Annotated in this window: 15 protein-coding genes and 3 tRNA genes; 7 read left to right on the top strand and 11 right to left on the bottom strand. The window is 48.5% G+C overall.

The genetic code is table 11. From position 1 onward, the window contains the following. Positions 1-48: 48 nt before the first annotated feature. The 6 genes from SPD80_RS03690 to pknB all read left to right on the top strand — a co-directional run bounded on the left by SPD80_RS03690 (position 49) and on the right by pknB (position 9,587). The gene (locus tag SPD80_RS03690) at positions 49-1,821 is read left to right on the top strand and encodes a serine/threonine-protein kinase (RefSeq protein WP_320828529.1); all 1,773 of its coding nucleotides are present in this window, start codon (positions 49-51) and stop codon (positions 1,819-1,821) included. Further along, positions 1,821-3,014, top strand: a complete 1,194-nt coding sequence (locus SPD80_RS03685) for an FhaA domain-containing protein (RefSeq protein ID WP_320828528.1) — start codon at positions 1,821-1,823, stop codon at positions 3,012-3,014. The genes SPD80_RS03690 and SPD80_RS03685 overlap by 1 nt, the downstream gene beginning before the upstream one ends. Then, positions 3,014-3,427 carry an FHA domain-containing protein gene (locus SPD80_RS03680; RefSeq protein WP_320604538.1) on the top strand — a complete coding sequence of 138 codons (414 nt, stop codon included), beginning with the start codon at positions 3,014-3,016 and terminating at the stop codon, positions 3,425-3,427. The genes SPD80_RS03685 and SPD80_RS03680 overlap by 1 nt, the downstream gene beginning before the upstream one ends. Then, positions 3,424-4,830: a Stp1/IreP family PP2C-type Ser/Thr phosphatase gene (locus tag SPD80_RS03675; protein ID WP_320828527.1), complete on the top strand. Its 1,407-nt coding sequence runs from the start codon at positions 3,424-3,426 to the stop codon at positions 4,828-4,830. The genes SPD80_RS03680 and SPD80_RS03675 overlap by 4 nt, the downstream gene beginning before the upstream one ends. After that, positions 4,831-7,674, top strand: coding sequence for an FtsW/RodA/SpoVE family cell cycle protein (locus tag SPD80_RS03670; protein ID WP_320828525.1), 2,844 nt, complete (start codon positions 4,831-4,833; stop codon positions 7,672-7,674). Positions 7,675-7,751: 77 nt separating this feature from the next. Then, a complete protein-coding gene (gene pknB, locus SPD80_RS03665; RefSeq protein ID WP_320828524.1) occupies positions 7,752-9,587 on the top strand; it encodes a Stk1 family PASTA domain-containing Ser/Thr kinase in 1,836 nt (611 codons plus the stop codon). A gap of 66 nt (positions 9,588-9,653) precedes the next feature. On the opposite strand, the gene SPD80_RS03660 is transcribed toward pknB, so the two are convergent. The 7 genes from SPD80_RS03660 to purB all read right to left on the bottom strand — a co-directional run bounded on the left by SPD80_RS03660 (position 9,654) and on the right by purB (position 16,289). Next, a tRNA-Arg gene (locus tag SPD80_RS03660) sits at positions 9,654-9,729 on the bottom strand. Positions 9,730-9,810: 81 nt separating this feature from the next. Further along, on the bottom strand, positions 9,811-10,455 hold the full coding sequence (locus SPD80_RS03655) for a hypothetical protein (RefSeq protein ID WP_320604547.1): 645 nt from the start codon (positions 10,453-10,455) through the stop codon (positions 9,811-9,813). After that, a complete protein-coding gene (locus SPD80_RS03650) occupies positions 10,442-11,338 on the bottom strand; it encodes a phosphoribosylaminoimidazolesuccinocarboxamide synthase (RefSeq protein ID WP_320604549.1) in 897 nt (298 codons plus the stop codon). Before SPD80_RS03650 ends, SPD80_RS03655 begins: the two co-directional genes overlap by 14 nt. Positions 11,339-11,391: 53 nt before the next feature. After that, positions 11,392-12,912, bottom strand: coding sequence for a HAMP domain-containing sensor histidine kinase (locus tag SPD80_RS03645; protein ID WP_320604551.1), 1,521 nt, complete (start codon positions 12,910-12,912; stop codon positions 11,392-11,394). A 3-nt stretch (positions 12,913-12,915) separates the two neighbouring features. Continuing rightward, on the bottom strand, positions 12,916-13,641 hold the full coding sequence (locus SPD80_RS03640) for a response regulator transcription factor (protein ID WP_320604554.1): 726 nt from the start codon (positions 13,639-13,641) through the stop codon (positions 12,916-12,918). A gap of 79 nt (positions 13,642-13,720) precedes the next feature. Next, a complete protein-coding gene (locus tag SPD80_RS03635) occupies positions 13,721-14,938 on the bottom strand; it encodes a twin-arginine translocation signal domain-containing protein (protein ID WP_320604557.1) in 1,218 nt (405 codons plus the stop codon). A 1-nt stretch (position 14,939) separates the two neighbouring features. Then, positions 14,940-16,289 carry an adenylosuccinate lyase gene (gene purB, locus SPD80_RS03630; RefSeq protein ID WP_320604559.1) on the bottom strand — a complete coding sequence of 450 codons (1,350 nt, stop codon included), beginning with the start codon at positions 16,287-16,289 and terminating at the stop codon, positions 14,940-14,942. A gap of 653 nt (positions 16,290-16,942) precedes the next feature. Between purB and SPD80_RS03625 the strand changes: the two genes are divergently transcribed. Then, the gene (locus SPD80_RS03625; protein WP_320604561.1) at positions 16,943-17,194 is read left to right on the top strand and encodes a hypothetical protein; all 252 of its coding nucleotides are present in this window, start codon (positions 16,943-16,945) and stop codon (positions 17,192-17,194) included. Positions 17,195-17,263: 69 nt separating this feature from the next. On the opposite strand, the gene SPD80_RS03620 is transcribed toward SPD80_RS03625, so the two are convergent. From SPD80_RS03620 to SPD80_RS03605, 4 genes are all read right to left on the bottom strand, one after another. Then, positions 17,264-17,339: transfer RNA gene (locus SPD80_RS03620), tRNA-Lys, on the bottom strand. Between the two features lie 30 nt (positions 17,340-17,369). Then, positions 17,370-18,644: an aminopeptidase gene (locus tag SPD80_RS03615; RefSeq protein ID WP_407061948.1), complete on the bottom strand. Its 1,275-nt coding sequence runs from the start codon at positions 18,642-18,644 to the stop codon at positions 17,370-17,372. Positions 18,645-18,769: 125 nt separating this feature from the next. Continuing rightward, complete coding sequence (locus SPD80_RS03610; RefSeq protein ID WP_320604563.1) at positions 18,770-19,273, bottom strand: hypothetical protein; 504 nt, start codon at positions 19,271-19,273, stop codon at positions 18,770-18,772. Positions 19,274-19,326: 53 nt separating this feature from the next. After that, a tRNA-Gly gene (locus tag SPD80_RS03605) sits at positions 19,327-19,401 on the bottom strand. Positions 19,402-19,407: the final 6 nt, after the last annotated feature.

The following is a 19,407-nucleotide window of genomic DNA, read 5'->3' as shown; positions in this document are numbered from 1 at the left end:
CTTTAGAAAACACGGCACAACTGCAGCTAAAACAAACAAGGAGGCGCCGTGCACGATCAGCCATATACCAATACGGTCTTGCGCCGCACGGCACATACCCCAGAAGATACTTCGTCTGAGCTTCTGCTTGGTCGCTATCGAATTTTAGAGACACGTGCAAATGGCGGCTTTGGCAAGGTAGAAATTTGTTGGGATACGCGTCTTCAACGCCGCGTAGCAATTAAGTGTTTGCCTCTTTCTACGGTAGATGGTCTACAAACCTCTGCCTCTACTATGCAAGAAGCACTCATGGAAGCACGTACGGCAAGCATGCTGGCACATCCCAATATCGTGACCATGTATGACTTTGAGTGGGACGGCAACTACGCCTACCTTGTTATGGAGTTTGTAGATGGCGTCAACCTTGCCGAACTTCTCGCCCGCGTAGAGGGTGGCACCCTTACAGGCGATGAATGTGCCTATATGCTGGACGGCATAGCTTCTGCCTTGGCATTTGCGCATGAAAACGGCGTATTGCACCTAGATATTAAACCCGCAAATATTATGTTTGACCATACGGGCACACCCAAGCTTGCAGATTTTGGCATGGCAACATTGGCTTCGGCAGCAGGATATGGTGACGCGCGTGGCGGAACCATTGGTTATATGCCGCCTGAACAAATTAATGGTGAGCTTGTAGATGAACGCTGTGATCTCTTTGCCCTGGTCGTATGTTTAATGCAAGCACTTACGGGCAGCAATCCTTACCTAGCTCCTACCGCAGAGGCGTCAGCCAAGCTTATATATAAAGGTGCAGAGGAATATTTAGCACAGCTACGATTGGACTTTGGCCCGCAGGTGTACGACGAGTTTGTGCAGGCACTGGCCGCGGATGCCACCAACCGAACGTCATCTATCGAGAAGTTCATCACAGCTGCAGCAGACCTGCTTGGCGATGCCACAGAAGGCAAAGCTTCCTTAGCAGAACTTCTTACTCAGGTAACCAATGATGAACAGCCTGGTGCAGTCATGCACGGCAGGCCACTTACCCTAGCAGAACGCGCTCCTTGGCTTGCACCGTTAGTATCACGCGTTGCTATAGCAACGTTAAGCTGTGAAGTGGCTCAGTTTGCCATACCGTTCTTAAAGCTCTCTAACAGCAACATTGAGTTGGCACTGCTTTGTGTTGTAACTGGTTTGAGCTCTGCGTTGCCTAACTTTGGCTCGGCCTTGGTATTGGCGCTCTGCTTTGCTGCCATGTGTACCGCAAGTAGTGCCTTGAGTTACGCCACCTTTGGCTTTGCACTTATAGCTCTTGCCATTAGTGCTGTTTGGTGGGTTTTTATCGGCCGTAACCAGGGCACTGCCAGTATTGCTTTGCTCATTCCTAGCATTTTTTCTACTGGATTTGCAAGCGTTAACCTTGGTGCTACCTACTTAAGCCCCCTATATGCTGCCGGCACCACCTGCGTAGCTTGGATATTCTCGCAATACGCAGACATTGCCCGCATAAGTGGTCTTTCTCTGGATAGCATAGGTCTTTTGTTCCAACGTTGGATGTGGCATCCCACAATCTTGCTCGAAGTAGTGGGTTTTAGTCTTGCAGCATTTGTTGCTTCGCTCTTGGTAAACCGTGGTGGCAAACTATTTGGCGTTTTGGGGCATACTATTGGTCTTCTGCTTGTTTTTGTTACTCTGTTTGTTCGTATCCGGGTGGAGAATGGCGGTATATGGTCGGCTCCCCCTATGTTAAGCATGGTTGTTGCGGTAATCTTGTTTGGATTATCGTGCCTGATTACGGTAGTTTTCCAAACGCCCGGCACCCCGCTGGAGGTTGAGTAATGAACTTTCTAAATACCTTTGAGTCGCGTATTGCGAGCATTTTTGGCGCATCTGCAGAGGGTCAAGTTGCCCCTTTTTCCTTTAAGAAGCTCGCCAAAAAGGCATTGCGTGAGCTCAAAAATGAAACCTTAATAATCGATGGCGTAGATACTGCACCTGCTCTTATTACCATCCTGGTTGCCGCAGATGATGCCATGCAAATGCGCCCTTTTTATAGCTCCATCACAACAGAGTTGTCTCAGCTGCTAGAAGCTCATGCCATCCAAAAGAACCTTACGCTGGTAGGCACCCCTGTGGTCCGCTTTATGGTTGATCCCAACCTCCGACGTGGTAAATACGCTGTTTTTGCAGAAAACGTAGAGGCTCCCGTTTTGGAACGTCTACGCATGGAAGAAGCTGCGTTTGTTGGCGATAAGTTCATTGAGGATGCACTCAACAACATTGCTGCTCAAGGTGCGAATCGTCCTTCTCACAGTCGCAGCCACAGCCGTCACCAAAAACCTGCAACAAACCCCACACCTGAGCCTAAGCCTGCCACTCCTCTGGATGATTCCGAAGCTGGCCTTAACGTTATTCCAGCAAGCGAGACAAGCAATCCCGTTGTACTTAATACCAGCTTTTCTTCGGTACCTATGCCTACACCAACCCCCATCATTCCTAAGGCATCTGCCGCTGCAGCCCATGCAGCCTCCGCAGATATGGCTGCTAACATTGCCGCTGGTGCTGGTGCTGCAAGTGCTGCTGCCAGCGTTGCTGCACATGCTGGTGGCTCTGCTGGTGTTGCACATGACGCCAGCCCCTCAAATCCCGAACGCTCTACCCCTGTTGATACACCCAAAACCATGCGCCGCAATGTTCCTTTGGTCAACGCGCGCACTTACCATGCCGCAGCAGCTCCAACGCGCACCGTCCAGGCACTTCTCATCAACCGCATTTCCGGTAAGACCTACCCTGTGGAGGGTAGTGGTGCCATTGTAGGTCGTGAGCGCGCCAATGCCACAATCGTGTTGCATGACCCCAATGTTTCGCGCAGCCATGCACAAATTAGCTTTGATGGCATTTCTTGGCACGTGCGCGACCTTAATTCCACCAACGGTACGCAGGTTAACGATGTAGATATTGATGAATGTATTTTGCGAACCGGCGATTTGATTACCTTTGGCCTTACTACGCTTGAGTTCAGGGAGGACTAATGATTGACTTAGTTCTCTTTGCTGGACGCATTCTTCTTGTTGTTCTTCTCTACATTTTTCTGTCGTTTGTGGCTCACACAGGCGTTGGTTTGGTACGTGGACAGCGTCGTGACGCTACTATTTGGTGCATTGATGTGGAGAAAGGCCCCAAGCAGTTACGTGGTTTGCATATAGACGTACTGGGCCCTGTGGTGGTTGGTCGCTCACAATCATCTGACATTACAATTGCTGAGCCATACGTTTCTTCCACACATGCCCGCTTTACTATTCAGGGGCCTGCGCTGGTTGTAGAAGATTTAGGCTCCACAAACGGTACGTACGTTAATGGTCATCCCATCACACAACCCGTTACTTTGCGTGACAGTGATGAAGTGCAGATTGGTGACACAATCATGAGGGTCAGCCGCCGATGAGCGACGAGCTCAAGCCTGACATAACAGCTCCGTTTTCTCCCGTCAATCCGCCGATTCCAGAGGAAACTTCGCAGCCCGCACCAGCCCCCCTTGAGCCTGTGCAAGCTGCAGATACTTCTGTGCCGCCCAAGCCCGTGGCACCTCCTGCAGCTCCTCCTACAGCTCCTCCTGCGGAACCTAAAAGCACACCAGATCAAGAACAGCCGTCTGCCCCAGTAAACGCACCTGGCACGCAAGTTATTGATGTCGAGAAACGCGTTGGCTCGGACACAGATACTGGCAAAACCCTGCAACTGTCTTGGGGTGCTCGCTCAGACGTTGGCCTTATACGTGAGCACAACGAAGACTCATTCCTTGTTCATGCACCACTGTTTTGTGTATGTGATGGCATGGGTGGACATGCAGCAGGCGAGGTAGCGAGCGCTATTGCCGTGCGCAGTATTGCAGAGCATGCGCCTGCTGTTGCAGACGATATTCTACTTGGAGCCTCAATAGAGCTAGCAAATACTGCCATCATTGACGGCGCTCAACAAGGTGTTGGCAAGCCTGGCATGGGGTGTACTGCCACCGCTGCCATTCTAGAAAACAATCGCCTTGCCATTGCCCATGTGGGTGACTCGCGTCTGTACGTCCTTCATGAAGGAACGCTTGTTCGTGTTACACATGACCATTCCTTCGTAGAAGAGCTCATAGATGCCGGAGAAATCACCGCAGATGAGGCGCGTTCGCATCCTTCACGCTCTGTCATCACGCGTGCATTGGGCTCAGATCCTAATATGTATGCAGACCACTTCACCTTAGATATCGAGAAGGGCGACCGCATTATTATTTGTTCGGACGGCCTTTCCTCCATGGTGTCCGATAGCATCATCGAAGACCTTGCGGTTTCCAGCGCTACGCCTCAACAAGCAGCAGACAACCTTGTAGCAGAAGCCCTCGCAGAAGGCGGCCATGACAACGTAACTGTCATTGTGGTAGACGTTACCAATGGCGACAGTGCAATCTTTCGTCGCCATGCCCGCCGCCGCGCACTCATAACCTGGCTCATAGCTATTCTCGTCCCCATTATGCTGCTTACGGTTAGCGCATGGCTTGTTGTGCAAAACTCCTGGTATATTGGCACAAATGGTACTACTGTTGCCATTTATCAGGGCGTAAACTCTGCGCCTTTTGGCTATAAACTCAGCACGCTTTCCGAGACTACGTCTATTAAAGTTGCAGACCTGCCAGAAACCACGCAACGTCTGCTTGAAGAAGGCATCAGTGTTTCTGGCCCCGAAGCAGCGCGCAAAACTGTGGAAGACTACCGTGATCAGATTACGAAAGAAAAAGACGAGGCGGCTTCCAAACTGGACACAGTAAAAGATCAAGATGCACAAACAACCTCGAAAGAGGGTGACTAAATGCCAACAATTTCTGGACCTTCAAGGCGCACAACCGAACTGTTATTGCTTGGTTTGGCTGCTATTCCCGTAATTTTGCTGTATGCCTTGTACATCCTTAATGCCCATCTTACGGTAAGTCTCTCTACGCTCACTGTTCCGCTTGCGCTGTTTGTTGCGTTTGCCATCTCACATGTTGCTATTCGCATATATGCTCCCGAGGCAGACCCTGCCCTGCTGCCCATTGTTTTTTTGCTTTCGGGTACGGGCATTACGTTTGTAACGCGCCTCGCGCCTAATCTTGCAACCAATCAGCTCATTTGGCTGTTTGTCTCTATTGCAGCCATGATAGCGGTGTTGATTGCTGTTCCCAGTCTCGAAGGCTTAAGTAAATATAAGTTCACCATTGGCATTGTGGGCGTTGCTCTCTTACTGCTCCCCATGCTTATTGGTACCGAGAAAGGCGGTTCTAAGCTCTGGCTTTCTCTTGGACCTTTCTCATTCCAACCGGGCGAGATTGCCAAGATATTGGTGGTATTGTTCCTGGCAAGTTATTTTGCCGATAATCGTGAGCTTTTAAGTGCCTCCACCAAACACATTGGTCCTTTAGCTATCCCTCGTCTGCGCATGCTTGCCCCTGTCTTTATTATGTGGGGTATTAGCCTATTGGTTGTTATTTTTGAACGTGACCTAGGAAGTGCCCTGTTATTCTTCACCATTTTTGTAGTTATGCTCTACGTTACAACGGGACGCATGTCGTATGTCATAGTCTCTATAGTGCTTCTTTCTCTTGGTGCCTTTGCGTGCTACCATCTTTTCTCGCACGTACGTGTTCGTGTAGATATTTGGCTCGACCCTTGGAAAGATCCTTCTGGCAAAGGTCTGCAAATCGTTCAGTCTTTGTACTCACTGGCAGATGGCGGCATGATTGGTACGGGCATTGGACGCGGCATGCCTGGTCTTATTCCTGTTGTAGAATCTGACTTTATTTTCTCGGCGCTTGGTGAGGAAATGGGTCTTTTGGGCGGCGCCGCAATTTTGCTGCTTTACATTTTGCTTGCCGTTCGTGCCTGCGCAACAGCTGCACGCGCTAAATCTGATATGGCCGCCTTTACCACCGTTGGTCTGATTACGTCTTTGTCATTTCAAGCATTCTTGATTGTTGCAGGCGTTACGCGCTTCATGCCGCTCACTGGCGTAACACTACCCTTTATTAGTCAGGGCGGCAGCTCTTTGCTTTCGAGTTTTATTATTATTGGCCTTATTTTACGAGCAGGCGATGAGGCCACGGGCCGCAACGAAGAACTTCAGGGCAGCGGAACCATTAAGCAGACAGGCAAACGCTTTGCCTCAGTAGCTCATGGCAGTCATGTGCGTGGAAGCTTTGGCTTGCAAACACCTGAATCCGGTGTGCTTGGCCGCGTGGCTTTAGGAAACCGTCTTACTCTGCTGATTCGTACCTTTACGTTATTGTTTGCCCTTCTCATTGCAAACCTTACGTATGTTCAGGTTATTCAGGCTACACAGTATCAAAACAAACCTGGCAACAACCACACCATTGCAAAAAGTGCTTATGTTCAGCGTGGTGCCATCCTCACATCCGATGGCAAGACACTGGCAGAAAGCGTTAAGCAAGCTGATGGCACCTATCAGCGCAGCTATCCTGCGGGAACTATGGCGGCACATACGGTAGGCTATCTCTCCACACGCTATGGCACCACTGGTGTAGAAGCCTCACTCAATGAAACGCTGACGGGGCATGCTGATTATTCAAACTGGTTAAGTGCGCTGTATTCCTTATCTGGCGCCCACGTTCCTGGTAATACTGCCGTACTAACCATCGATTCACGCATGCAACAAGCGGCAGAAGATGCCTTGGCTGGACGCATTGGTTCCGTTGTTATCCTCGACCCCAATACGGGCGCCATTTTAGCTAGTGCGAGCTCTCCTACGTTTACTTACGAGAAAATCGGTGAACTTATCGCCAACGATAACGGCTCGGGTGCCTTGCTTAATCGCGCCACGCAAGTCCGTTATGCGCCAGGCTCCATCTTTAAGGTAGTTTCTTTAGCAGCCGCCCTAGATTCTGGAGCTGCCACGTTAGATACGACTATCGAAGCTCCTGCTTCTATGGATATTGGCAATGCCAAGGTCACCAATGATCATGACGTAGACTATGGCACCATTAGCCTCCAAAAGGCGCTTGCCGTATCCTCTAACACCGCATTTGGACAGCTTGGTACCAAGATTGGATCTGACCGTCTTGTCTCTTATGCCAAGAGTTTTGGCTTTGAAACTAAGCTCGGTCAGGACTTCTCGTCTGTCTCATCTGTTATGCCTGTCCCAGCAGAGATGACAGAATGGGAAACTGCTTGGGCAGCCTGTGGCCAGCCAGTTGGTGAGCACAATAGCCCTGCTGGTCCTCAATCCACCGTTATGCAAAATGCTGTCATTGCAGCCGCCATTGCAAACGGAGGCATTGTCCAAAACCCCTATCTAGTTTCCAAGATTTTATCGCCAGAAGGAGCCACTACTACCAGCTCCACCACCAAGTCCTTAGGACAAGCAATCTCTTCTGGCACGGCTCAATCCCTTAAGGAAGCCATGCTCGACGTTGTAACCAGTGGAACTGGCACAGCAGCTCAGGTATCGGGCGTAAAGGTTGCTGGTAAAACAGGTACCGCACAAGTTGGTAATAACAAGATTAACTCGTTGTTTATTGGATTTGCTCCGTATGATAAGCCCACTATCGCAATTTCTATTTGTGTTGAGGGCGCCAGTAATGAAGATATTGAGGGTCTTGCGGCGCAACTTGCAGGAAAAGTTTTGACGCGTGCACTTCAGGCTCAATCGGAGGGCGCATAACCGTTACACTAGGGGTATATCCCCGCACACGGATTGGAATTGTACTTTAAACGCACTTAAGCGGGATGGGAGAAAAAATGCCATCAACTGTTCTTGGTGGCCGTTACACGGTCCAAGACAAAATAGGCACGGGAGGCATGGCGATTGTGTATCGCGGCCTTGATAACGTGCTTGGTAGAACTGTAGCAATCAAGACCATGCTTCCTCAATATGCAGCAGACCACTCCTTTGCTGCGCGCTTTAAGCAGGAAGCACAGGCTGCTGCCGCTTTACAATCCCCCTACATTGTGTCGGTATATGACTGGGGTAAAGATGGCGATACCTACTACATTGTCATGGAATACTTGCATGGAACTGACCTTAAGAGTGGCATTCGCAAGCATGGTGCCCTGGATTGCCGCAAGGTAGCACAAATTGGCTCGCAGATCTCACAGGCCTTATCGGTAGCTCACCGTCATGACATTATCCACCGTGACATCAAGCCACAAAACATTATGGTGCAGCCCGATGGCAATATTAAGGTCATGGACTTTGGTATTGCTCGTGCAAAGAACAGCCATCTTACTACCGATAATAACGTCTTGGGTACCGCTCATTATGTTTCTCCCGAGCAAACCCAGGGTAAGGTTCTAGGGCCTACCTCTGATATCTACTCGCTGGGTATTGTAATGTATGAGGCAGCTACTGGTCGTGTACCTTTTGAAGGTGACGATGCTATTTCTGTTGCGCTCAAGCAAGTTAACGAGCAGCCCGTTGCGCCCAGTCAAATCAATCCTCGAGTAGATCAGCAGCTAGAAAGCATCATCCTTAAGTGTATGCAAAAAGATTCTGCTGCGCGCTTCCAATCTGCAGATGAGCTTTCTCGCGTATTGCGTGATTATCTTGCTGGGCGTATGTCTGCTGTTGCCGATGCAACCTCTGTTATGGGCGCTGCAGCTAGCAGCAATAATGCAACCCAAACCATGCATATGGCTACTCCTTTAATTCCTGCTGCTAATCGGCCAAGTGCAAATAGCGCTAATCGCAGCTCCTCTTCTCCCATGGAGTCTGCAACTGAGCAAGCTGCCAGTCGTGCAAAAAAGCGTCGCAATATTATGTTTATTACCATGGGTGTAATTGTTGCCGCCGCTGTTGCTCTTTTTGCTGCATGGCAACTCTTTGGCAACCAATCTTCTCAGATGCAAAAAGTACCCAATTTGCTTAACCTCACTCAAGAGCAAGCAATACAACAGATTAACAATACCAAGTTCTTTGAGGTAGGTAGTATTAAAGAGGAATACTCTAACAGCGTTGAGCAAGGTAAGGTTATTGATCAAGACCCTAACTCGAGCAAAACAGCAGTAAAGGGTACTAAAATTAACCTCATAATTTCTAAGGGTGCCGAGCCTGCATCCAAGGTTAAAGTGCCAGACTTGTCTAACATGACACCTGCAGAAGCAGAGGCAGCACTAAGTGCTGTTGGTCTTAAGGCTCAAGCGGGCGAATCTGTACATTCCAATGATATTCAAAATGGCCATATTGCAGCACAAACACCTGTTGCTGGTTCTACTGCAAAAGAAGGCGATACGGTAACGTATCAAATCTCTCTTGGCGCAAATGAAGTACCTGTTCCCGCTTTACAGGGCGCCTCTTTGGAAAATGCAAAGAGCTCTCTCACTACCCTTGGCTTAGCTGTAGGTGATATAAGCTACAACTATAGCAACTCTATCCCCTCTGGTTGTGTTATCTCTGCTTCTCCTACCGGAAGTGTAGCTAAAGGCAGCAAGATTAACCTCGTAGTCTCTAATGGCCCCAAGCCTTCTACCAGTACCGACAACAACAAGCCCGACAACTCTAATACAAATACTACGAATTCAGATACTAAGAAACCCGGGTCTGATACAAGTGATTCAGATTCAAGCGGTACACCGTAAGACATCTTTCTACAAGTCTCTTTATAAGACAAAAGCCGGGCGTAATACCCGGCTTTTTTATGAGCTTGGTGCCCCCGGACGGATTCGAACCGCCGACACCAGGTTTAGGAAACCTGTGCTCTATCCCCTGAGCTACGAGGGCGTTATACAGCACGTATAGCGTGCATGCACATTCTACATCATGCACAGAGTAGATGTGGTGCACATACCCGTGTCCACAAGACTACTTTTTCTTGCGGCCCTTTGCTTCTTGCTCGGCAATATCATCCTTGATGATGGAATCTATCTTCTTGGCGCTCATGCCACGCACGCGAGAATCTGCCAAATTACGCAAAGGACGAATGCGAATATGATCATATACGAATGCAGCAATAATGCCAGCATATGCAATAACAAGTGTGACTAAAGACCCCTTACCCCAAAGCGTACTAAAGTCTGCAGAAGCTCCCTTGGGCGACAAATACATAAGGGCAAAAGAAAAAGCGGTGCTTACCAAGCCAACAATAATAAGTATCCACCAAAGCCTACGCTTACGGCGGTATTCTTCATTCTTGTTAAGCACAATGTTGGCAGCGGCTACCATACGATCGCGCGCATCATTTTCTTGGCGACGGACTTCCTTGCGCTGCTCCTTAGTAAGATGGGCTGTTGAGCTAGACTTTTTGTAAGCCTTACCATTACCCGCAGCAACAACACGCACGCCAGAAGCTGCTTCACGTGCAGGTTTTGCCCGAGCAACAGAACGTTTCATGACACCGCTTGATGAGTTTTGCTCCTCATCCACAGCGGGTTTCTCTGCCTTTGTAGAAACAGCACGCGATGACTCAAACTCCTCACGAGCTCCTTGCACTATATCACGCCAAGACATGTGACTCCTTCATAGGGACAAACTTCTGACCCGTAATAATTTCATAGGCTTCTTGGTAACGAGATGACGTGCCCTCAAGCACCTCGGCTGGCAAATGGGGTGCCTCGCCAGTCATATCCCAGTTTGCCTTGAGCCAATCGCGAACATACTGCTTGTCATAGCTTGGCTGAACCTTGCCAGGCTCATAGCTATCCGCAGGCCAAAAACGGCTGGAATCTGGAGTAAGAGCTTCGTCAATAAGTGTGAGCTTACCATCAATGACACCAAACTCAAACTTAGTATCTGCAATTATAATGCCACGCGTAGCAGCATAGTCTGAAGCTGCCTTATAAATTGCCAAAGATGCATCACGAATCTGCGTTGCCAAATCTGTGCCAACAATTTCACAGCATTGCTCAAACGAGATATTTTCATCATGATCGCCCAGCTCTGCCTTGGTAGAAGGCGTAAAGATAGGCTCAGGCAACTTAGATGCTTCAATCAGACCATCGGGCAGCTCAATGCCGCAAACCGTGCCATTCTCGTCATAGGTCTTCTTGCCAGAGCCGGTAAGATAGCCACGCACAATACATTCAATAGGAATAGTCTTGGCCTTATGAACCAGCATGGCACGGCCAGTAAGATACTCGGCATACTGCTCGTAGTCCTTAGGAAACTGAGCTGTGTCCATGGTTATAAGGTGATGAGGAATCAGGTCTGCAAACTTGTTAAACCAAAAGGCCGAAATACGCGTAAGGATTTCTCCCTTAAAGGGAATCTCGTCGGGCAGAATAAAGTCAAAAGCACTGATGCGGTCACTTGCCACCATAAGCAGCGTATCACCACAATCGTAGATGTCACGAACCTTGCCGTGAGAATCGGGACGCATGTCCATAGCTGACATTTGCCATCTCCTTACGCGTTATACGCATTGACTGTTGATAAGCTCGGTTGAGCCTATTCGTCTATTGTAGCGGACGGAAGTTCAGTAGGACGATACTCACGCGGAAGATGTAACGTAAATGTAGTCCCCTTGCCAAGCTCCGATTCTACCGAAATATATCCATGGTGCCTATCTGCGATTTCTTTGGTAACCGCCATACCAACACCAAGTCCACCCGAAACGCGCTCACGACTAGCATCAGAACGCCAAAAGCGACTAAACACGCGAGACAAATCTTCTTTTGCAATGCCAATGCCCGTATCAGAAACAGCAATCCATACATCGTTACGGTCTTGACCCACTTCTACAACAACCCATCCACCTTCAGGGGTATACCGCAGCGCATTAGACATAAAATTAATGACCGCTTGGTTAATCATGTCACGATCAACCTCGGCATATACTTCTTCTTTAGGCGCTTGTGTTACAAAGCGCAAGCGCAATTCCTTATCGGCAAATAACTGTTCTTGACTGGAAACAATGCCGCGTACCAACCCAACTAATTCCGTCTTTGTGGGGTTCATCTTTGCAGTGCCGTTTTCCATGCGTGAGAGCGTAAGCATGGCGCTTACCAGACGAGAAAGACGTCGAGTTTCAGATGCCAAGGTCTCCAAACGATCATCATCGCGCGGCAGCACACCATCTTGCATGGCCTCAACGGTAGCAAGCATCGCCATAAGTGGCGTGCGTAACTCATGGGCTACATCGTTGGTAAGACGACGCTCCAGCTGCAAGTCCTTCTCGAGAGAGGTGGCCATGTCATCAAAGGTTTCTCCCAGTTGGCCAATCTCATCCTTGCCCGTCAATCCGCTGCGTGCAGACAGCTCACCATTACGAATAAGGCGCGCCGTAGAGGTAATCCTGCGAATAGGCTCCGCAAAGCCACGAGAAATAAGGTAGCCTATCACACTGGCGATAAGTACGGCGATGACTGCAGCCAAACCAATTGCCATATACGAATTGGTACGAAAGTCTGCATCATTCTTGGTAAGAAACGTGTCTGAACCATTAACCCAAATACGAACCTCACCGGCTTTGGCGTTATCAGACGTAATAATGTCAGCAGACACCACGTTATTTCCGTCTTTAGAATTGAGTGCGGGCACGGTAGAACCTGTGCGACCAACCTTGTCATTGAGGTAAATAATCATGCCGTCCTTGTTAAGAACTTGCACACCCACATCGGTAGAGTAACCAACGGTAGTACCAACCGATGCTAATACATCATGTGTCCAAACATCACCCGCAGCCTCGTACTCTTGAGCAAGAACGTTAGCGGTAGCCGCAGCTACACGCTCCATATTAGAGCGCGCATACCGCTGGAATTGAGCCTCCCAAACAACACCCAATACCACGAGCAACACAATAATGCTCATGACGGCAGTTGCAGAAAAACCAAGGGTGAGGCGTGTCCCAAAGGTATCGCGTGTATTTTGGCCATGGCGAGTTGTCTTCCAGGCGCCTTTATTAGAGTCAGAAAAGGACTCGCCCATATTTTGCTGGCGAGCCCTTTTTCCTATTACAAAATTAGCCATGCACTACTTCTCGTCTGTGGTTTCGGCTTCCTTGTTGCCACCCTCAAAGCGATAACCTACGCCATGTACGGTATACAACCAACGGGGCGAACGAGGATCATCGCCAAGCTTGGCACGCAGGTTCTTAACGTGAGAGTCAATGGTGCGCTCATAGCCCTCAAAGTCATACCCCAAGACTTTCTCGACAAGTTCCATACGGGTATAAACACGTCCTGGATAGCGCGCCAAAGTGGTAAGCAGCTTAAACTCAGATGCGGTAAGGTCAATCTCAGCGCCCTCAACAGTTACCTTATGACCAGAAATATCAATTACTAAGCTACCAAAATCCAGTACTTCTACCTGAGGCTCTGCTTCTGCATGGGCACGGCGCAATAGTGCGCGCACGCGTGCTACAAGCTCACGAGGCGAGAAAGGCTTGATGAGGTAGTCATCTGCGCCCAGCTCAAGACCAACAATACGATCTTCTACCTCGCCCTTTGCGGTAAGCATAATGATGGGCACATCAGAAGTGTCACGAATTGCATGGCATACGCGCTCGCCCGACAGCTTAGGAAGCATAAGGTCAAGGATGATAAGGTCAAAGCTATGCTTCTCAAACTCCTCCATAGCAGACTGACCATCGCCTACACCACGAACCCAGTAGCCTTCACGCTCTAGGTAGGCTGCAACGGCATCACGAATTGGTTTCTCATCCTCTACGAGCAAAATCTTTTTTACATCCGAAGACATGTTGGTCTCCTCTTATACTTATTGTTATATGAAACCCACTGTAAGTTTACATTCTAACGCAGGTTAATAAGTTTTTCATCTATGACAACGCAAAAGACCTCACGATAACAACGGAGGGATAGCCCGTACCTTTGTCCTTTACTGTTGAGTAGGTTACAAATTCTTTGGTCACACCATCACGTGCAGGATATTCTCCGTAGTCTAAAGCACGATCATTTGCAGGCAAGACAGCGTAGGTTTTTGCAGTGGTATCTACCACAAAATACGAGGACTTACTCTTAATGAAGTAAACGCCTGCCTCTGTACCACTCACAACTGCCGCAGGTTCACGTGAAAGTGCAATGAACTTATCGGAATTATTGCCAATATAGGTGCCCATCTTGCCAAGCAGGCCACCTGAATTGTAGTTTGCTTCAACGGAAATAACAAAATTATCTCCAATACGGGTAGCATAAAATGGCTTAACGCCTACGGGTAAAACAAGTTGATCTACCTGGGATGAAAGATCATTGCTTAAATCATAGGTAGTCACGCCATACATGGTGCCCTGTTTGGAACTTACGCGCGGCGCCAACGTAATGGTAGAACCAGAAATAGAGGGAGCCATACCAAAGCGACCAGGACTTTCTACCACCGAAGTTGCCTGCGAGTCACCCAACTTCCACAGATATCCACTCGAGTTTTCCGTACGGCGTTTGCCTTCTGCCGAGGGCATAACCTGCCAGAACACCTTTGTGTCCGACACCGCTACCTGAGGAGGATCATACAAATTGTCTGCTTCCCACAACTTGGAAGCATTGCCCACAAGCGCCCCGCCTTCAAGTTTAGCTGCGTAAAGCACCCAGGCACGCGTAATCAGATTGAGCTCAACCCACGCATACGCACTGTCTGAACAGGCAACATCGTATACAACCCAACCCGAACCATCCGTTGTAATACACTTAGGAACTACGTCGCTTAACGTTCCCGATGCGGTAGAGAAAACCGACCCCTTGATAGATTGTGCTGCTGTATCTCCCATTGCCATAACAGGCAACCAGCTGCCCTCACCCACATGGATGACCGTACCCAGCGGCAAAGACCAAGAGCCAGATTGCGCATATGGAAGGTCTACCTGCTTATACTCGTCCAAGATGCTTATGGCAGCGTTATCGTCCAGTACTGTAGGTGTTTTATTTTTGTCACTTGCTGGATTTTTACAACCAACAAGCGTATTAAGAGAAACCGCTACCACACTTGCAGCAGCTGTTCCTTTTAAAAAAGTACGGCGAGTCAATCCAGGGAGTTTTTTGGCCATGCTAGTCCTCAAAGGTTACCTGCTCAAGGCGGTCAAACACTACGCCCGCACGCGTAAGGAATGACTGCGGATCAAAAATCTGCTTTAGCTCTTCTGCGCTTAAGCTGCAGCGTTTATCTGCCTCAAGCTTCTCACAAAACGTCGTACCAGGCTCACACTGTTGAATCTCACGCCAGGTTGCCATGGCATTTTCTTGAACAATCTTGTAGGCATCCTCACGGGTAATGCCCGTATCCACTAAGTGCAGCAACACCTTTGACGAGAAAATCAATCCACGTGTCTTGTTAAGATTTGCCATCATTTGCGCTGGATACAAAACGAGCCCGTCAACAATACGAATAAGGCAATTGAACATGTGATCCAATGCAATAAAACTATCCGCCAGAGCCACGCGTTCTGCAGAACTATGAGAAATATCGCGCTCATGCCAAAGAGCAACGTTGTCAAAAGCAACCTGAGCATTAGACTTTACAATGCGCGAAAGTCCACAGACCTTCTCTACCGTAATGGGATTGCGCTTATGCGGCATAGCAGACGAGCCTTTTTGCCCTTTACGGAACGGTTCTTCTGCCTCAAGCGTATCCGTCTTTTGCAGATTACGGATTTCTGTTGCAATACGCTCGCACGTAGCAGCTACGGTTGCTAAAACGCCTGCTAAGTACGCATGATGATCACGCGAGATAACCTGCGTAGACAGCGGATCATGCACCAAGCCAAGGTGCTCACACACATATTCTTCCACCCTCGGATCGATGCTGGAATACGTGCCCACCGCACCAGAAATTGCACCACAAGCAACGTTGCGGCGCGCGTCAATAAGACGATCAAGATTACGACGGAGTTCCCAAGCCCAAGAACCAAACTTCATGCCAAATGTCATAGGCTCAGCATGAATGCCGTGAGTGCGGCCAACACACAGGGTGTTTTTCTCTTCAAAGGCACGGCGCTTACAGATGGTGCCCAGCTTACGGCAATCCTCAATAAGGATGTCAGTTGCCTGAACCAACTGATAACACAAAGCTGTATCACCTAAATCAGAGCTGGTCATTCCGTAGTGAACCCAACGACTTGGCTTAGGCTCACCCTGGGGTACCTCTGCATCAATATAGGAACCCATATTGGTGAGAAAGGCAATAACATCATGATTGGTTACTGCTTCAATCTGATCTACTTCAGCTGTATTAAACTTCGCATGATTGCGAATCCACGCAGCCTCTTGATGCGTGATGCCAGACTCGCCCAGCTCAGCATGAGCCTCACAAGCAAGCACTTCGATTTCCTGCCAAATGGCATATTTATTCTCGAGCGTAAATACGTGACCCATCTCGGGGCGGGTATAGCGATCAATCATGCGTTGTCCTTTCGAGGCGAACTGCAAGCTGGAGTGCATTTTGATTGTACCCCGAGCTCAAAAGGCCTTAAAACCTTAATATGGGACTACACTGAATTCATGGTGTATACGGATATCAATTGTAAGATTTCCTTACCATTCAGCTATAACAAACTGCCTCATAACCGAACTACATTACATTCTTCTTGACAGAGCATTCCTCTTTTATTTATTGTCTGCTATAGAATTAGTTTTGTTCTTATTGATACATCAGTAGCAGTAACGATATGACTGCTCTTCGATTGTAATAAGGATAAAAATGAGGTGATGATATGGAACACCGCACGCCTGAGAGCACTTTCACGGGTCATGTAAAGACCATCTATGTTATAGGAACGTGTATTGCTCTATTTACTTCCACACTGTATCTCTTTCTCACGCCCTCATTTATAGGAAATGTCATTACGTATTCAATTCTTAGTTGCGACTGTCTCCTTGATATCTATCTTTGGAGAAAATATTTACCCGAGCAAATGGGTACCTTGATGCTTCATATTGGGTCTTTTCTTCTCTTTTTCCTTTTTATGGTTACCAGCCGACCGTAGAGACATCAGCTGTATTAAATAGAAATATTTTATAATCTGTACTGTTGATTGGGGTGTCGAAATACTAAAATGAAAGACAAGGTCATTCACATAGGCACCAGAGCTGCATCAATACTCACGGCTCTCTTGGTACTTATCTTCTTTACGCGCATAGTACCAGCTTCCGATGGTGTACGCTGGTTTATCTGGAACTGCTTTGTGGTTGCAATTTCCGTTGAAGCACTTGTAAACCCCAATGCCCCGCAAAAGCAAAAGACCGGAGCCATTGTTGCCCTTTGCGTGAGCTTGCTCCTCACGTCATTGCTGCTCTGTATGTCGTAACCACGTAGATAAAAGCTTCATACAATAAACCCCAGGAACCATAGATTCCTGGGGTTTCTCATCAAAAAGTGGTGGGCCGTGTGGGGGTCGAACCCACGACCTTGGGATTAAAAGTCCCCTGCTCTACCAACTGAGCTAACGGCCCAAAAAATGATGCTCGCCTATTCTATCACGCTTAGTCATTCCATGCCCAGGTTCCATTAATAAACACAGGAACCTCTTCACCATTTGCAGTAATGCCGGTAATGGTAAGGTCATCGGAACCAATCATGAAGTCAACATGAGTATGAGACTTGTTAATGCCAACCTCTAACAACTCTTCAGGCGTCATATCAAGACCGCCCTCGTAACACTCAGGAAAACCAGTACCAATAGCCAAGTGACAAGAGGCATTCTCATCGTATAGCGTATTGTAAAAGAGTACGCCGCTCTGACGAATGGGCGTAAACTTAGAAATCAGAGCGCATTCGCCCAGGTACTTGGCACCCTCATCCGTATCAAGAATGCTTGCAAGAACATCCTTTCCTTCCGCAGCGCCATAATCTACCACACGACCATCTTTAAACTCAAACCAAAAATCACGAATAGTTGCACCGTTTCTTACTAAAGGCAATGCCGAGAAAACCTTGCCGTTGGTACGCATACGATCAGGTGTGGTAAAGACTTCCTCAGTAGGAATGTTGGGAAAAAATCTTGTACCAGAAACAGTTGTAGCAGCGCCACCTTCCCAAATGTGCTTCTTTGTGAGGCCAAGCGTAAAGTTAGTGCCATTAGAAGAGGTATACCGTAACGCATCAAACTTATACCTATTGAGCAGCTCAAGGTTTTTAGCAAAACAAGCATTGTGCTCTTCCCAATTCTTGTGAGGGTCACCTTCAATGGAACGAGACACCGTTAAAATTGCTTCCCAAAGCTTAACCATAGCCTCATCTTCAGAAACGCCTGGAAAAACTGTGGTTGCCCAAGCTTTTACCGGCACGCCACCAATACACCAAACGTTGCGGCCAAAATCCATGCCATCACGGAAGGACTTGCACTGAGCATTGCGTGCACGAGAGGCAGCAGCAGGCTTTGCAGGATCAATGCCAGCAAGAGCCATAGGATCTGCACCGTCAATAAATAAGAATGCGGCGCCCTTCTCGGCAAGGGAATTGAGTTGCTCACGCTTCCAAGAAGGCACCGTCTCAAAGTAAGAAATGGGACAATTGAGGTACTCTTGGCGCGCAAGGGGCTCATCACCCCATATCATAGTTACATGTCCAGCTCCAGCAGCATAGGCCTGCTCTACAACAAGACGACCAAACTCATACGCCTCTACCGGACACTGAACCACAAGTTCCTGACCAGGCGTAATTGCAGCGCCATCCTCTACGAGCAGTTTTGCATACGCAACAATCGCGTCTTGTAGATGAGCCATGCGGTCGGCACACTCTTGCTTTGTCATAGCCATAGGGGTGTTCCTCTCGTATTTGGGACAGTAGTTTTTATAAGCTCTTGTTGGGGCTTATCGATACACCCTTAAAGGGTTTTGAGCACCCTGCAACAAGAGCGCAGCCAAAGCTGTGTGTAGCAATATTACACGGCAAAGAGACGATGGTCATCATCACCTGTTTGTTTACTCAAACAAAACGTTAGCGCATCATGTACCCGTCTTGCGAGCAAGTTGGCATCAGTAACCTCACTTGCCCTAAAAACAAAAAGACGGCGCCAAAACAGCTGATTGCGAGCCATAAAACAAGAAAACAGCCAAAAGTGTGTGACTGACATGATGGACAGTCCATGTTTAATGTACCAATCAGTGGTATTGGTGGCGCCGTACTCTTCCAAAAAGCTTTTTACCTCAGAGTTTGAGTCAAGAGGAAAGTCAGGAATAATGTAGCCTTCATGGCGTGCAACCGCCCACACCACTTCATCTGCTTTAGCAAAAAAAGAAAGTTCATCTCTGCCAATCTCAAGCGCAAGCTTCATAAGCGCCTCGGCAGAAACTGTAGTAGGTAATTCATACATTCCGTCTGGTGTGCGATATGAATCCAGCAGGGTTATAAGACGCTTGGCCATGGGTGTCATCACACGAGCCATACGACCTCCCAACTGCAAAAACAAAGCCCCAAGACGGGGCTTTACGGGTCTTTTGGAGCGGGCAACGGGATTCGAACCCGCGCGTGACGGCTTGGGAAGCCGTTGCCTTACCACTTGGCGATGCCCGCGTATAG

Origin of the sequence: Atopobium sp. (assembly GCF_034113385.1) — a bacterium.
Classification (GTDB): Bacteria; Actinomycetota; Coriobacteriia; order Coriobacteriales; family Atopobiaceae; genus Atopobium.
Note: the sequence above shows the minus strand (reverse complement) of the source record. Positions and strands in the feature narration are given on the sequence as shown.